The following is a 14,308-nucleotide window of genomic DNA, read 5'->3' as shown; positions in this document are numbered from 1 at the left end:
TGACCCGGCATATCGGGATCGAAGTTGTAAGAATGGCTGAACAATTGAGAGGGGTTTATGATGCTCGGCTTGCAGTATTTCACGTTCAGAGAAGTATGGAGTCCGTTGTTTCTGTTCGGAATGGCAGCGGTTGTCATTCTCTATTTGTATGTGGACGGGCCATATCGGCGCAAGCATGCGCCGAATGAACAGGCGACGAACGGCTGGCAGAAGTTCTCGTTCCTGACCGCTGCGCTTATGTTCTACTTGGCGCAAGCAGGGCCGCTTAGCCTGCTTGGACATATGATGTTTTCGTTCCACATGTTTAATATGTCGATATCGTATTTGATCGTACCACCGCTTGTGCTAGCAGGGTCGACAGCCTATATGTGGCGGTTGCTGTTCCAATGGAGCTTCTGGCGCAAACTTAAATTTCTTATGCATCCGATTTTTTGTCTGGTGTTCTTCAATATGGTGTTCTCCATCTACCATATTCCGCTTGTGCATGATTACGTCATGACGCATTTTACGATTCACCGGATGTTCTATGTCATGCTGTGCATAACATCATTCATGATGTGGATACAAGTGTTTACGCCTGTACCCGAATGGAACCGTCTAACCGATCTGCGGAAAATGGCATACGTGTTCGCGAATGGTGCGTTGCTGACGCCAGCTTGTGCGCTCATCATCTTCGCAGAAACGCCAGTGTACAATGCCTATAACGATCCGACTACTTGGATACAGATGATGGGCTATTGCGTCGCCGGGGATCCGTCGTATCTGCTCGATAAACTAGGCGGTCCGGAGTTTTTCAATTTGCTGAGTCCGCTTGAGGACCAGCAGACGGGCGGCATTGTCATGAAGCTGATCCAGGAAGTCATGTACGGCGCGATACTTGCTTATATCTTTTTCCATTGGTACAAGCGTGAACACGCGGATGATGATGCGCCAACGGCGGAACCGAATCCGGCGAGCGGCGTTTAACCATTACCAATGGATCGAAGGGCATGCGGCGGGCGAACAGCCGCTGCCCTCTACATAACCCAGTGAGGTGGAAGCAGCATGGATCTGTATAATATTTTTCCAACGATAAGTACGTCCTTCATCGTGATTAGTGCGATTCTCGTCGCCATCGGATGGCGGCTTGCGATTAAGCGCAATTTGGAGTCGCATAAGAAAGTGATGCTGTGGGCGGCTATAGCTGCAACGGCGTTCTTCATCGTCTATGTCAGCAGAACGATTTTCGTCGGTAATACGGAATGGGGCGGACCGGATAATCTGAAACCGTACTATTTTGTTTTCTTAATCTTCCATATTACTTTGGCGACCGTCGCAGCTGTATTCGGCATCACGACGCTGACGCTCGGTTACAAGGCGAAGTATGCCAAGCATCGCAAGTGGGGACGTGTTACGTCCGTCATCTGGTTCATTACAGCGATTACCGGCGTTGCCGTGTACATTTTGCTGTATGTCATGTACCCAGGCGGTCATACGAAGCCGGTACTGGACGCGATTTTCGGCTAGGACTCATATAGGCAGCAACGAACGAATAGGATCTTTCTTCGGAAAGCGCAAGCAATGGCGCTTTCCCGAGAGAGGTCCTTTTTTGCTTGGCGTGGAAAAAACTTGAATGGGTGCTATTGACAGTGATCGTAGGTGTGATTATACTGTGTATAAAGATATACACACTAAGCACACAATATATACACAGCTTAATCAATATAGACACTCCGCGGTGTCACGGGAGGATTGGACCGATATGACGTTACAAATTAAACATCTTCACAAAGAGTATAAAGATATTACCGCTGTGAACGACATGAATCTGGAATTGCCGAAGGGTCAAGTGTTAGGGATGCTTGGACGCAATGGAGCCGGCAAAACGACGACGCTTAAGATGCTGCTCGGGCTTGTACAGCCGACGAGCGGTGAGATTCGGTGGGACGGCAAGCCGATCGACCGGCGCGAGATCAGCTTTGGCTATTTGCCGGAGGAACGCGGATTGTACCCGAAAATAAAAGTGATGGATCAGCTCCGCTATTTCGGGCAACTGGAGGGGATGAGCAAGAAAGCGATCGAATCAGGCATCAATTACTGGTTCGACCGTCTTGAGATGAACGAGTATCGGGATAAGATGGCTGGTGAACTGTCGAAAGGCAATTCTCAGAAAATGCAATTGATCGGCACGCTGCTGCACGATCCGGATTTTATTATTCTCGATGAGCCGTTCAGCGGTTTAGACCCGGTCAATGCAGAGATGCTGAGCAGCGTTATCGAGCAGTTAATCGCGGATAACAAGACCATTGTTCTGTCGAGCCACCGAATGGAGCAGATCGAGCTGTTCTGCGAGAACGTCGTCATGATGAAGCAAGGCCGAATCGTTCTATCCGGCAAGCTGAACGAGATCAAAGAAAATTATGGCTATAAGAACGTGAGGATCGAGAGCGATCAAGATCTGACTCCTTGGCTGAATCGCCTGCAGGTAGCCTTCGAACAGAAGAACAACGTCTATACGGCTCAGGTGAGGAGTGCAGAACGTGCGCTTGCCGTCATCAGCCATCTGGAACAGCAAAACATTGCTTTAAGAGGCTTCTCCGTTCAGGAACCGTCGCTGCATCAAATTTTTATCGAAAGGGTTGGGTGATCTTACGATGAATCCATTCTTCACCGTATTGCAGTTTCATCTCAAGGAAAGCTACCGCTCCAAAGCGTTTAAAATAATGGCGGTTGTGATGTTCTTGCTCGTTGTCGGCTTCTTCGCGGCGGCGCATTTTATGAAGGACGATTCGAAGCTTGATATCAAAATATTAACGGAATCGAGTGAATATACGCTTGATATAGACCGGATCAATAAACAATCGGAGACGATGGATCTGGTGCCGATCGAACGCACCGAATTGGACGCAAGCAAAGAAGAAGTAAAGAACGGCGATGCGGATGGTGTTGTCGTCATCGGCCAAACGAGCGAAGGCTTGCCGACTCTTGCTTATTCGTACAGCCAGTTTCCGGATCTGGACGCCATCGCAGTCATTCAGAATGAACTGAAATCTCAATATATCGTCCATGTCACCAAGGAGAAAAGCATTGCGCCTGATGCGGCGGAAGCGCTGCTTGCACAGATCGACGTTCACGAGGAAAGCTTGAACCGGACCAATGCGTTAGGGCTCGTCTACTTCTTCGCTTTCCTCATGTATCTGTTTATTACGCTGTATGGCCAGATGGTTGCGCTCAGCATTGCGGGCGAGAAGGTATCCCGCGTCATGGAAATTATGATTACGAAGGTGAAGCCGACGACGATGATGTATGCGAAGGTTATCGCCTCGATGATTGCCGGGTTAACGCAAATCGCAATCGTAGCAGCCGGATATTTGACTGCCCGGGCAATGGGGTGGGTCGGTGAAGACCTGTCGATCATGGGGATGCCGATTGACGTATCGATTGTGACGGTGAAGCTGTTCGCCTTCCTGGTTGTGTACTTCATTCTCGGTTATTCGCTCTATGCGATCCTGTATGCGGCGATGTCATCGATCATAAGCAGGATCGAAGATATGAACTCCGTTACGGCTCCGCTGTCCGTCCTGCTCATCGCAGCATTCATATTGGCGATGCAATGCATGGTTGATCCGAATTCGACTACCGTCGTTATTGCGTCGTACATCCCGTTCTTCTCCCCGATGGTGACGTTCTCGCGGCTCGTCATGGGTGAAGCTAGCACGATGGAACTTATCATTACCACTGCAGAGATCGCTGCGGCGATCGGTCTTCTCAGCCTCGTAACGAATCGTCTGTATACGAGCGGCGTCATGCGCTATTCGGAGAAAACGAAGTTCTCGGACGTAATCAAGTTGACAAGAGAGGCTTAGACCGATTCTAATGGAACAAGAATATATTCGCTCAAGACGAGGAGTCGGTCTTATGAACGGTTGGCGAGGCGCATGGAGTCTTGCAAAATTTGAATGGCGGAGGGACCGAGTCGGCATGCTCATCGTGGTTCCTTTTATCCTCTACATGCTGGTGTTCGTCTATTCCTTTTTCGACGAGCTCCATGATCCGGACAATCTGGCGATGAGCTGGACGGTAGATACGCTTCATCTCGCATTATTGCCGATCCTCGGATTTCCCGCGAATCGGATGATCATGAAAGCATGGCGGGAAGATGCGTTCACGAACAAAATTGTAAGCTGGCGCATTCTGCCCATCTCCGTTCGGCAGATCGCCGCGGGGCGTCTTATCCAATTGATAGGGCTGCTGGCTATCGGGAATTTCGCCTACTTTATCTCGCTTTATACGATATCGGATACGCTACGCGGAGAGCTGGACATCGCTTCGTATGTCGGGTTCGTGTTGTTCTGGTTCGGTTATGCCGCCGGTATTGCCGGGTCTTATGCGTTTCTAGAGCAAGGCTTCTCCGGCAAAACTTATACGATCGGCTCTTTCCTCTACGTCTTCTTGTATGCCGGCGCAGGAATCGTGTTGTATAAAGGAAAGCATTCCATTATGCTAGGCATGATTCGCGAGCTGCAGAACGGGAATTGGTGGTATACGGCAGGCTCGCTTGTGTTCGGGGCCTTGATGCTGCTGCTCGTCTATTATATGACCAGTATGCGGCTGAAGGTTAGAAGCTACATCCGTTAAGCGAATGAGACCGATCTATAGAAGACGACAAAGAAGGTGTAAGTGTGTGGCTGCCGATTAACATCAACGAGAATAGTCCGGAACCGTTATATCATCAGATAGAAGTGCAGCTGCGCGCGCTGATCGTGAGCGGTCAATTAGCGGAAGGGACGCTGCTGCCTTCGATTCGCGAGCTGGCGCAGATGCTGAAGTGCAGCGTCATTACCGTTCGGCGGGTGTATCAGGATCTGGAGTCGGAAGGGCTGCTGCGGACCCGGCAAGGAACGGGAACGTTCGTTGCGAACGTGCAGGAAGAGGACCGGGACCGGCAGCGGACCGCCTCGGTTATCGAAGCGGTCGAGGCAGCAGTCGACGCTGGCATGCGTGTGCAGTTGACGCGCGAGGAGATGATGCAAATCATTGTTCAGATATTGGATAAACGCTGGAAGGAGAACGGATGATGGAATCGAATGCAATAGCAATAAGAGGCGTTGAACAGCACCATCAGCATTTTCGGCTGGGCCCGATTAATCTTGATATTGCAGAAGGTTTCGTGACGGCTATCGTCGGTCCGAACGGCTCGGGCAAGAGTTCCACGTTCCGCATTCTGCTCGATCTGACCAAGCCGGATGCTGGTAGCATGACGGTTCTTGGCTATAAGGTCGGCGAAGGCGACGACCGGGAGTGGAAGAGGCAAATCGGTTATTTGCCGGAGGAATCGAGCAAGGAGGATTCCTACTTGCGCGGTTCGGAGAAGGCTGCGTTCGTGCGTCAGTGGTATGACGGCTGGGACGTTAATCTCTATCAGGATTTGCTGAAACGCTTCGAGGTAGACGATTCGCTTAAGATTGGCAAAATGTCCAAAGGGATGCGGCGCAAATTCGAATTGGCGCTCGTCATGGCGCATAAGCCGAAGCTGCTGCTGCTCGACGAACCATCGTCGGGGCTTGATCCGATCGCATGGAAGTCGATGATTGAACTGCTGCACCGGTACATGGAGCCGGGCGACCGTACGATTCTTATGACTTCGCACATCGTGGAAGAAGTAAGACGGCTCGCCGATTTCATCGTCTTCATGGTGCGGGGGCAAGTACTGGGCAAGTACGAGAAGGATGAGCTGTTCCAGCGCTGGCAAGTGTTGTTCGTCGCTCCTATGAATCCGGCGTCTCCTTCGATTTCGTCGGTCTTGCCGTCGGCATGGCCGGGCGTCGTCGAGGCGGAACCTGCTGGCGGAGGCATGCTGCGGATCGTAACGGAGAATGCGGAACTGACGGAAAATGCACTGATCGATATGAACTATCGGATCAATACGAGGCAGTCATTGACCCTGGATGAGATATTAGATGCATTAATGCGGAGAGGAGCTTATGTATGATTTCCCTATCCATTGATCAGATTCATAAAACTTATGGTGACAAGAAGGCGGTAAACGGGCTATCCTTCGGCGTGGAGCAAGGGGAGATATACGGACTTCTTGGTGCGAACGGCGCCGGCAAAACGACGACGATGCGGATGGTGCTGGGCTTGATCTATCCCGATGAAGGCAGCATTCGTTATAACGGCCAGCCGTACAACAAGGAGCAGCTTCATAATATCGGATACTTGCCGGAAGAGCGTGGATTATACCCGAAGGTTAAAGTAAACGAGCAGCTGATTTACCTGGCGCAGTTGAAGGGTATGGCAAAAAACGCTGCGGAGCAAAGCTTGAGAAGATGGCTGGAGCAATTCGAAGTGCCGGAATACTACGATAAGCGGGTTGAGGAGCTGTCGAAGGGCAATCAGCAGAAGATTCAGTTCATTGCGGCGGTTATTCATGATCCGCAAATTCTCATTCTCGATGAAGCGTTCAGCGGCTTGGACCCGGTAAACGTAGAGCTGCTGAAGGCGGCAGTGAAAGGGCTGCGCGATGCCGGCAAGACGATTCTGTTCTCGACGCACCGGATGGAGCATGTCGAGGAACTCTGCCGCAACATTACTATTATGCACCGGTCGAATCCCGTGGTGCAGGGTGATATTAAGACGATTAAGAGCCGGTACCCGCGCGAACGGGTTATGCTTGCGGCAAGCCGGGAAATAACCGGATTAGAGCAGCTGGAGGGCGTGCGCTATGTAGCGAAGCACGAGAATGTGACCGAAATCGGCATCGCTTCGGAGCAGACAGCGAAGCTGATTTTGAACCATGCGATAGGGCAGGCGGACATTGAACGGTTCGAGCTGATGCAGCCGACTCTGAACGAAATATTCATTAAATCGGTAGGTGATCGTCATGAATAAATTTTGGACTGTCGTTGGATTCACATTCCGAAACAAGGTCAAGGCGAAATCGTACGTTATTACGACAATCATTATGGCCATAATATTCAGCGTTCTTATCAATTTGCCTTATATCATCAGTCAATTCAGCTCGGATGCGCCGGATCGGATCGGTTATGCGGGAGCGCCAGCCGATCTGTCCCGGTCGGACGTATCGCCGAGTTACATCGGTAGCGGCCTGGGAGCGTATTTCAAGAAGCAGGAGAAACCGGATTACGAATTCGTCCCGATTGCGGACGCGGATTCGGCGGATGCGACGGCGAAGGCGTTGAATCAGGCGCTGGAGAACGGCGACATTGATGCGTACATCGTATTCGCGGACGCAGGTTCGCCGGGGTTGTTCCCGAAGATGGAGATCCGTGCGAAGAAGAAATATAGCGATGAAGCGGTAGCGGAGCTGCAGGCCGCATTACAATCAGTTAAGCTCGATCATGAGCTGCAAAATCTGGGGCTCTCGGATGTGCAGAAGCAAGCGTTGTTCTCGCAGGCCGAAGTAAGCAGCGTCCAAATTAACGTAAGCAACGGGACCGCGACACAAGAGGAAGTGAAGGAGAAGACAGGCGCACAGTATTCGATGGTCTACGCAATAATGTTCCTGCTGCTCATGACGATTATGTCGACCGGTATGCTTATTGCCACGGAAATAACGGCGGAGAAAAGCTCGCGCGTCATGGAAGTGCTCGTCACTAGCGTTTCCCCTCTGACGCAGATGTTCGGCAAAATCTTCGGCATGTTCATCGTCGGTTTGATGCAGATTGCCTTGTATGTCATCGTATTCGCCATCAATCTGTCGATGCCGAATAACGACAGCGCATTGAAGGACATCGGCATCAACATGGCGGATATTCCGGTGTCGCTGTACATTTATGCGCTGTTGTTCTATCTGATCGGCTACTTCTTATTTGCGACGCTGTATGCGGGCGTCGGCTCGCTCGTCAGCCGGACGGAGGAGCTCGGCCAAGCGGTCATGCCGCTGACGTTCCTCTCGATCGGCGGCTTCTATATCGGCATCTTCGGCTTGAACGCACCGGGGAGTACGTTCGTGACCGTGGCGTCGTTCATTCCGTTCTTCACGCCGTATATTATGTTCCTCCGGATCGGCATGGTCGAGCCGCCGTTCTGGCAGATCGCCATTTCTCTTGCTGCGCTGCTGGTGACGACGCTCGCTTCAGGCTGGCTGTCGGCGAAGATCTACCGCACCGGCGTGCTTATGTACGGTAAGCGTCCATCGCTGAAGGAGCTTCGCAAGGCGATGAAGGCTTATAAGTTGTAGGTTGCAAGCTTGTGGGGTGTTGTAGAGTAGTAGTATAGAAGAAATTACGCGGCTCTTGATTCCTCGGTTAGGGTAGATGAATCAAGGGCCTTTCTTTTTGAAGATAAGCAGGAATAAGAAGAACGGAGGACTTGGTGATGCAGGGAATAAAGCTTATGTATAAACTATTTTTGAGGGAGCCTATGTGGTTCAAGATTCTTGTGATTTCCATGCTGCTCATTGCTATTATCTTTAGCGGTTCATCGTTTAATGGGTATTATCAGAGCGTTGCCAAACTTGCCGCAGCTATATTCTTCTTCACATTCGGCATTAAATTTAGGAGAAGCACTCGAATCGCAGCTCTCTTCTTTGCAGTAGCACTTATCTCACTGTATCTATCGTGGGACAGATTAAGTGAAGCATACTAGTGAGTAGCTGTTAACGTGTTCGGCATATTCAAAATAAATGGACGAAGCGCTTGATTATTTACTAGTAATCGAGGCAGACTGCTTTAAACACGAAAACACCTTCAAGTTCTCCCCGCTCGATAGGAGGTCTTGAAGGTGTTTTGTATTTTTTATCGACGATTTCGAAGGTATCTACTTCATGCCATTGCAATTTACTTTCCCTGCATTGACAAGGGAAAGTGCTTCGTCGAAGGAGACTTCGGTTCCTTTAGATTGCTCGATGGCCGCGAGCTGAGCTTCATATTGTTGTTTACGAACCCTCTCCTTCTCCTCGTCATTCTCGGAATCCCATACTTTTTCGAATTCTAGACCTTTTGACTTAATTACGAGGTCCCGGAATTCATCGTTGACATATATGTGGGCCTTGTTCTCTGGAATATTAAAAATGGGATTGTTAATTACTTTGACAAGGTGAAAACTAACTTTTTTTATACCGGATATTCGACCACTTGTAAAGTATGTAAGCTCGCTATGGTCATAATCTAATGCGTCGATAACATTGGTTACATTGGCAAGATTAATTTCAATGCCTTGAATCTCGCTATGATCAACATCGAGAAATTCAACGTAAGGACCAATAAGAGGTTCCATGATAGCGCGCGTTTTTTTAGGGAGAATAAGTACGCCGGGTAGCATGTCGGGAAAGTCATGTTTTTTCCTCTTTTTTTGAACCGTTAGCTTTATTGGTTTGTACCATGAAGCCATAGGTTCGCCATTAAAATGATTAAGAAATAAGTCACTGAATGCTGTATCGTCTTCATTAGAAGCACGGGAGAACATCATTGTTTGTTCTGCGGCCCAAAGTCTCCAAATCTTCTATAACCAATAGAGGGAATGGTTCGAGGGAAGGCACTCTTAATGAGAATTATTTTCAGGAATGGATTGACAGGGGAAGCGGCTACCTGTTATCCTCATATCGTAATGATTACGATTAACGAAACGATTATTAAGAGCAACCATTTAGTAGTGGTATGCATCAATATCGTAATGATTACGATTAAACGAGAGGGAATGGTGAGATGAAGCAGGAAATCGATTTTGTGAAAGTAAACCCCACACAAAATATGACTATTCTTGTAAAGACCAATCATCCAGCGGAAGAATACATACCGATTGCTTCAAGATTAATGTCTTATGACAGCGTGTACGCCGAACAAGTTGGTTTTATCAGGAGGCCGAGCAAACAAGGTGCTGACGCAAGCCTTTATATGGCGGGAGGTGAATTTTGCGGAAATGCGTGCATGGCCATGGCCGCGTATTTGGCCGTCGAGAACCGACTTCAACCAAATGTTGAGATGGAGCTCTCGCTGGAATGCTCGGGAGAGGAGCGGTTGATAGAATGCCGTGTGAAAAAAGTAAATGAAAAGTACTCCTGTCAGGTGACAATGCCTCTCCCCATCAAGGTAGATCAAAAGTCTATTCCATATGAGGGGATGGATTTGAGCATTGGAATCGTAAGTTACGATAGCTTTTTCCATATTGTGATGGAAGTAGACACCTTCAGTCCGGTGTGGAGAATGAGAGCTGAAGGACTGGCAAGACTGCTCGGTATACTATCAGGGACCAATTTAATCGGGATATTAATGTTCGAACCGTCTTCCAATACGATGGCCCCGCTTATTTATCTTCCCGAGTTAGACAGCATGATCTGGGAGAAAGGATGCGGATCCGGAACGGCCTCGATAGGTGCCTATTTATGCTGGAAGAACAAGAGGACCATTACTTCTCCAATCGCGCAGCCCGGAGGTACGATTCTCGTTACGGCCGTTAGCAGCAAACAAGAGATAACCAGCCTTGTTATCGAGGGCGTTGTCGGCATTGTGGCACAAGGCAAAGCATTTATCGAATTGGAAGGGAGTGGGCAAAGTGCAGACAGCCACGAGACTTCAGCAATGCTTGGTTGACTTTCATAAGAGGTTCTCGGCGTTAGTGACGTCAGAAGAGGGGACTCTTCCCAATAGCACGGAACTTGAAAAGACAGTTAACGAGTATGCCGCCTTCATAATCGATGAGAACAACCGGATGGAATGGGAACTACTCGAGCAGCAATTCAACGCCGAATTTACAACTCTTGCGAATGAGTTAAGAGAAACCTCCGCTCGGTGCGTGGCCATGCTGGAGAAATATCGAGCGCTTAGACTATTGAAAGGCGAGGCAGACGGAACTGATTATTTCCGAAATATCGAGTCCGGCATCATAGAGGAGTTCGGAGGGTTCAACATTCATTCGAATTCCAAGATTTTATTAGTGGGTTCAGGCTCATTTCCGATGACTCCGCTCTATATAGCGCAACAAACCGGAGCCGAAGTAATCGGCATCGATATTGATGCGGAGGCAATCGAATTGGGCAGAAAGGTGATCGATAGGCTGGGAGACGGATTGAAGATCCGGCTGGAGAACAAATTGTTGGAGCAGCTTGGAGAAATAAAGGAGTTGACCCACATCATCTTCAGTTCAACGGTGGCCCTTAAATATGATTTGCTTGACCAGCTGTATGCCTTGACTGACGAGCAGGTGGTCGTAGCGATGAGATACGGCAATCAATTAAAATCGTTGTTCAATTATCCGAAGCAAGAAACGGATCCCCGGAAATGGGAGCTTACCGATACCATCATTCATCCTAAGCATGTATTTGATGTTGCATTATACAAGAAGGCAGCGTCGAGCACACCATTAGGAGGGCTGTATGAGTAACTTCAACCGTTTTTTGATTCTGGGGACAGGGCCCGTCAGCGTTCAAATTGCCGTATTGCTTAAGGCTTATTTAAAGAGCGAGGTCGGAATCGCAGGCAGGGAATCGGTTCGTTCCGCTTCTTTTTTCTCCGCCTTAAACGACAACGATCGATGGGTTCATGCTGTTGTTCAAAATGCTAAGCATGACCGGCTGGAAGGGAGTTGTCAGCTCGATCAAGTTTTTCATGGATATGCGGCTGTAACGGGCGTGTGGGATATCGTTGTATTGGCGGTTACTACAGATGCTTACATAGAGGCTCTCCAACAAATCGACGACCAGGTTCTAAGGCAGGCAAAGTGCGTGGTATTAATCTCCCCTACCCTCGGATCGAATAGTTTGGTGAGACATTATTTGAGAGACTTGCAGCCAGATATCGAAGTGATCAGCAACTCCACGTACCTGGGCGATACGCGCTGGATGGATGAAATGCCGTCCAATCAAGTGAAGACAACCGGAGTTAAGAAAAAGGTTTATGCGGGCTCTTCACGGTCCCTGTCAGCTACTCTTGGAAGATTTCGCGAATTATATGCCCAATTAGGGATTGCTCTGCATGTCATGGAATCTCCTATCGAGGCGGAATCGAGAAACATTTCCTTATATGTGCATCCGCCTCTGTTCATGAATGATTTCTCGTTAAGCGTTGTTTTTAAGGAAGAAGAGGCGAAGAAATACGTATACAAGCTTTATCCCGAAGGCCCAATCACCATGCAGCTCATACGGGATATGCGTTCCTATTGGAAAGAGATTTCATCCATGCTGGATAAAATGGGCCTAAGCGCGGTTAATCTGCTCAAATTTATGACGGATGATAATTATCCGGTTCGTCCCGAGAGCTTATCCCGTCATGACATCGATCATTTCACCAGCCTTTCTTCCATTCACCAAGAATATTTGTTGTATGTCCGGTACGCTTCCTTATTAATAGATCCGTTCTCTCGACCGGACGAAGAGGGGAAATATTTCGATTTCTCCGCCGTTCCTATTCGGCAAATCTATGTGAATAAGGAAGGGGAATGGGATATCCCTCGCATGCCCCAAGAGGATTATTATCGGGTGAAGATGATTCAGGGCATGGCAAGAATGATGGGAGCCGACACGCCGACGCTCGACAAATTCATTTCAACCTATGAAGGTAAACTGTTAGATCATTTGCCGAGCTCGAAAGGCGAGCGGCTGTCCGATGCGTTTAAGATCCGTAGCTTTAAAGAAGACTGGCGCCGAATCGGCGAACAAATTCGTGAACAAGTAGACCTGGAGGACACAACATGTTTAAGAAAAGAAACCTTCGATTAACCCTAGTGCTTGTGCTAGCAGCGATAGCAACGTTAGCCGGGTGCAGCTCCAACAGCGGAAACGGAAACAGCAGCACGAGCAATGCGAATGAGAAGAAAACTGCCTCTCTGGCTCAGGAACTGATATATGCTACGGCCAAAGACATCAATGATATGAACCCTCATCTTTATCCAGGATCAATGCCGGCTCAAGGCATCGTATATGAATCCTTGGTTGAGAATACGGCAAACGGGATCAAACCTTTGCTGGCGGAATCGTGGGAGATCTCGGAGGATGGCACAACCTACACGTTCCATCTGCGAAAGAACGTAACCTTCCATGACGGGGCGCCGTTTAACGCGGAAGCCGTAAAGAAAAACATCGATGCCGTGCAGAATAACGCAGCCATGCATGCTTGGATCAAGCTGTCTTCCAAGCTCGTGGAAACGAAGGTTATCGATGAGTATACCGTGCAGCTGGTATTATCGGAGCCTTATTATCCGACCTTGCTTGAGCTATCCATGACGAGGCCATACGTTTTCCTTTCGCCAAATGATTTTATTAACGGCCAGACAAAGGATGGCGTTAACGGTTATAACGGAACAGGTCCTTATCGATTAACGGAGCACAAGACTGACCAATATGCCACTTTTGAAGCGAATGAGCATTATTGGAATGGCGTGCCGCGCATACCAAAGATAAAGGCAAAAGTGCTGCCGGCGGGGGAGACTACCTTCCTCGCTTTGAAGAAGGGGGAGGTCAATTTCGTATTTACCGATGACCGGGGAACCGACAGCATTGATGTCGAAGCGATGAAGACACTGGCCGAAAGCGGTAAATTCCAGATTGTCCGAAGCGCTCCCATGAATACGAAAATGATCGTTGCCAATAGCAGCAGAAAGGATAGTCCCGCAGCCGAAAAAGCTGTTCGCGAAGCAATCTGGCATTCCATTGACAGAGAGGCGATCAGCAAGGAGCTCTTCAACGGTACGGAATCCCCTGCCGAAGCCTTGTTCTCATCCAACGTCAATTACGCCAATATCGATTTGAAAAAGAGAGCATATGACTTGGAGACGGCCAAGAAGCTGCTGGACGAAGCTGACTGGACCTTGCAGCCAGGAGACGAGATCAGAAAGAAAAATGGCCACGCATTAATCATGGGGCTCTATTACGATGTCAATTCTTCTTCCCAGAAATCGGAGGCGGAGCTGCTTCAGAACACGTTAAAGAAGATTGGCGTCCAATTGGAGTTAATCGGAGAGGAATCCACCTCCATCGCGAATCGAAGATCAACCGGCGATTACGATTTGCTGTTTAATCAAACGTGGGGGCTAGCCTACGATCCCCAGAGCACGATAGCTTCCTTCACTTCAGAAGCAGCCTACTACCATACGACGAGCGGAATTGCCAAATCCGATGAGCTTTACAAAAAAATCGATGAAGTCATGGCATCCACCGATGAAGCGACTCGCAAGTCGCTCTATAAGGACATTTTGACGATCGTACATGACGAGGCCGTCTTTATTCCGATTACCAATGGCCGCGTAACCATCGTCGCCCCGACAGCCTTGAAGGAGATCTCGTTTAAGCAAACGCAGTTCGAGCTGCCGTTCGAGCAAATGTATTTTGAATAAATAAAACAAACGAATAGAGAGGGGCCACCCTTTCTATTTC

14 protein-coding genes are annotated in these 14,308 nt (G+C 49.0%); 13 read left to right on the top strand and 1 reads right to left on the bottom strand.

The features are described from left to right. Positions 1-57 precede the first annotated feature (57 nt). The 9 genes from ctaG (at position 58) to PKO01S_RS17235 (ending at position 8,182) form a co-directional block, all read left to right on the top strand. Positions 58-966, top strand: a complete 909-nt coding sequence (ctaG, locus tag PKO01S_RS17275) for a cytochrome c oxidase assembly factor CtaG (RefSeq protein ID WP_307719838.1) — start codon at positions 58-60, stop codon at positions 964-966. Positions 967-1,044: 78 nt separating this feature from the next. Further along, on the top strand, positions 1,045-1,506 hold the full coding sequence (locus PKO01S_RS17270; protein ID WP_127532683.1) for a DUF420 domain-containing protein: 462 nt from the start codon (positions 1,045-1,047) through the stop codon (positions 1,504-1,506). Between the two features lie 235 nt (positions 1,507-1,741). After that, the gene (locus tag PKO01S_RS17265; RefSeq protein WP_127532682.1) at positions 1,742-2,626 is read left to right on the top strand and encodes an ABC transporter ATP-binding protein; all 885 of its coding nucleotides are present in this window, start codon (positions 1,742-1,744) and stop codon (positions 2,624-2,626) included. Positions 2,627-2,633: 7 nt separating this feature from the next. Continuing rightward, positions 2,634-3,845, top strand: a complete 1,212-nt coding sequence (locus PKO01S_RS17260; protein WP_127532681.1) for an ABC transporter permease — start codon at positions 2,634-2,636, stop codon at positions 3,843-3,845. A gap of 52 nt (positions 3,846-3,897) precedes the next feature. Next, positions 3,898-4,617 carry a hypothetical protein gene (locus tag PKO01S_RS17255; RefSeq protein ID WP_127532680.1) on the top strand — a complete coding sequence of 240 codons (720 nt, stop codon included), beginning with the start codon at positions 3,898-3,900 and terminating at the stop codon, positions 4,615-4,617. A gap of 44 nt (positions 4,618-4,661) precedes the next feature. After that, the gene (locus PKO01S_RS17250) at positions 4,662-5,057 is read left to right on the top strand and encodes a GntR family transcriptional regulator (protein WP_127532679.1); all 396 of its coding nucleotides are present in this window, start codon (positions 4,662-4,664) and stop codon (positions 5,055-5,057) included. Next, positions 5,057-5,971 (top strand): ABC transporter ATP-binding protein, encoded by a 915-nt coding sequence (locus tag PKO01S_RS17245; protein ID WP_127532716.1) that lies wholly within the window; start codon positions 5,057-5,059, stop codon positions 5,969-5,971. Before PKO01S_RS17250 ends, PKO01S_RS17245 begins: the two co-directional genes overlap by 1 nt. Beyond that, a complete protein-coding gene (locus tag PKO01S_RS17240; protein WP_127532678.1) occupies positions 5,968-6,870 on the top strand; it encodes an ABC transporter ATP-binding protein in 903 nt (300 codons plus the stop codon). Before PKO01S_RS17245 ends, PKO01S_RS17240 begins: the two co-directional genes overlap by 4 nt. After that, positions 6,863-8,182 carry an ABC transporter permease gene (locus PKO01S_RS17235; RefSeq protein WP_127532677.1) on the top strand — a complete coding sequence of 440 codons (1,320 nt, stop codon included), beginning with the start codon at positions 6,863-6,865 and terminating at the stop codon, positions 8,180-8,182. The genes PKO01S_RS17240 and PKO01S_RS17235 overlap by 8 nt, the downstream gene beginning before the upstream one ends. A 578-nt stretch (positions 8,183-8,760) precedes the next feature. Here the strand turns inward: PKO01S_RS17235 and PKO01S_RS17230 are convergent. Beyond that, on the bottom strand, positions 8,761-9,411 hold the full coding sequence (locus tag PKO01S_RS17230) for an imm11 family protein (protein WP_127532676.1): 651 nt from the start codon (positions 9,409-9,411) through the stop codon (positions 8,761-8,763). A 236-nt stretch (positions 9,412-9,647) separates the two neighbouring features. Between PKO01S_RS17230 and PKO01S_RS17225 the strand changes: the two genes are divergently transcribed. From PKO01S_RS17225 to cntA, 4 genes are all read left to right on the top strand, one after another. After that, positions 9,648-10,532: a diaminopimelate epimerase gene (locus PKO01S_RS17225; protein ID WP_127532675.1), complete on the top strand. Its 885-nt coding sequence runs from the start codon at positions 9,648-9,650 to the stop codon at positions 10,530-10,532. Between the two features lie 118 nt (positions 10,533-10,650). Further along, a complete protein-coding gene (locus PKO01S_RS17220; protein ID WP_307719837.1) occupies positions 10,651-11,322 on the top strand; it encodes an SAM-dependent methyltransferase in 672 nt (223 codons plus the stop codon). Then, a complete protein-coding gene (locus tag PKO01S_RS17215; protein WP_127532673.1) occupies positions 11,315-12,655 on the top strand; it encodes an opine metallophore biosynthesis dehydrogenase in 1,341 nt (446 codons plus the stop codon). The genes PKO01S_RS17220 and PKO01S_RS17215 overlap by 8 nt, the downstream gene beginning before the upstream one ends. Continuing rightward, complete coding sequence (gene cntA / locus PKO01S_RS17210; protein WP_127532672.1) at positions 12,628-14,268, top strand: staphylopine-dependent metal ABC transporter substrate-binding lipoprotein; 1,641 nt, start codon at positions 12,628-12,630, stop codon at positions 14,266-14,268. The genes PKO01S_RS17215 and cntA overlap by 28 nt, the downstream gene beginning before the upstream one ends. Positions 14,269-14,308: the final 40 nt, after the last annotated feature.

The sequence above is a fragment of the Paenibacillus kobensis NBRC 15729 genome (assembly GCF_004000825.1).
Classification (GTDB): Bacteria; Bacillota; Bacilli; order Paenibacillales; family Paenibacillaceae; genus Paenibacillus_T; species Paenibacillus_T kobensis.
Note: the sequence above shows the minus strand (reverse complement) of the source record. Positions and strands in the feature narration are given on the sequence as shown.

What these genes read in the sequence shown, in the direction of transcription:
- ctaG (WP_307719838.1), top strand. Translation starts at nt 58, where the DNA reads ATGATGCTCGGCTTGCAGTATTTCACGTTCAGAGAAGTATGGAGTCCG.
- PKO01S_RS17270 (WP_127532683.1), top strand. Translation starts at nt 1,045, where the DNA reads ATGGATCTGTATAATATTTTTCCAACGATAAGTACGTCCTTCATCGTG.
- PKO01S_RS17265 (WP_127532682.1), top strand. Translation starts at nt 1,742, where the DNA reads ATGACGTTACAAATTAAACATCTTCACAAAGAGTATAAAGATATTACC.
- PKO01S_RS17260 (WP_127532681.1), top strand. Translation starts at nt 2,634, where the DNA reads ATGAATCCATTCTTCACCGTATTGCAGTTTCATCTCAAGGAAAGCTAC.
- PKO01S_RS17255 (WP_127532680.1), top strand. Translation starts at nt 3,898, where the DNA reads ATGAACGGTTGGCGAGGCGCATGGAGTCTTGCAAAATTTGAATGGCGG.
- PKO01S_RS17245 (WP_127532716.1), top strand. Translation starts at nt 5,057, where the DNA reads ATGGAATCGAATGCAATAGCAATAAGAGGCGTTGAACAGCACCATCAG.
- PKO01S_RS17240 (WP_127532678.1), top strand. Translation starts at nt 5,968, where the DNA reads ATGATTTCCCTATCCATTGATCAGATTCATAAAACTTATGGTGACAAG.
- PKO01S_RS17235 (WP_127532677.1), top strand. Translation starts at nt 6,863, where the DNA reads ATGAATAAATTTTGGACTGTCGTTGGATTCACATTCCGAAACAAGGTC.
- PKO01S_RS17230 (WP_127532676.1), bottom strand. Translation starts at nt 9,411, where the DNA reads ATGATGTTCTCCCGTGCTTCTAATGAAGACGATACAGCATTCAGTGAC.
- PKO01S_RS17225 (WP_127532675.1), top strand. Translation starts at nt 9,648, where the DNA reads ATGAAGCAGGAAATCGATTTTGTGAAAGTAAACCCCACACAAAATATG.
- PKO01S_RS17220 (WP_307719837.1), top strand. Translation starts at nt 10,651, where the DNA reads ATGGAATGGGAACTACTCGAGCAGCAATTCAACGCCGAATTTACAACT.
- PKO01S_RS17215 (WP_127532673.1), top strand. Translation starts at nt 11,315, where the DNA reads ATGAGTAACTTCAACCGTTTTTTGATTCTGGGGACAGGGCCCGTCAGC.
- cntA (WP_127532672.1), top strand. Translation starts at nt 12,628, where the DNA reads ATGTTTAAGAAAAGAAACCTTCGATTAACCCTAGTGCTTGTGCTAGCA.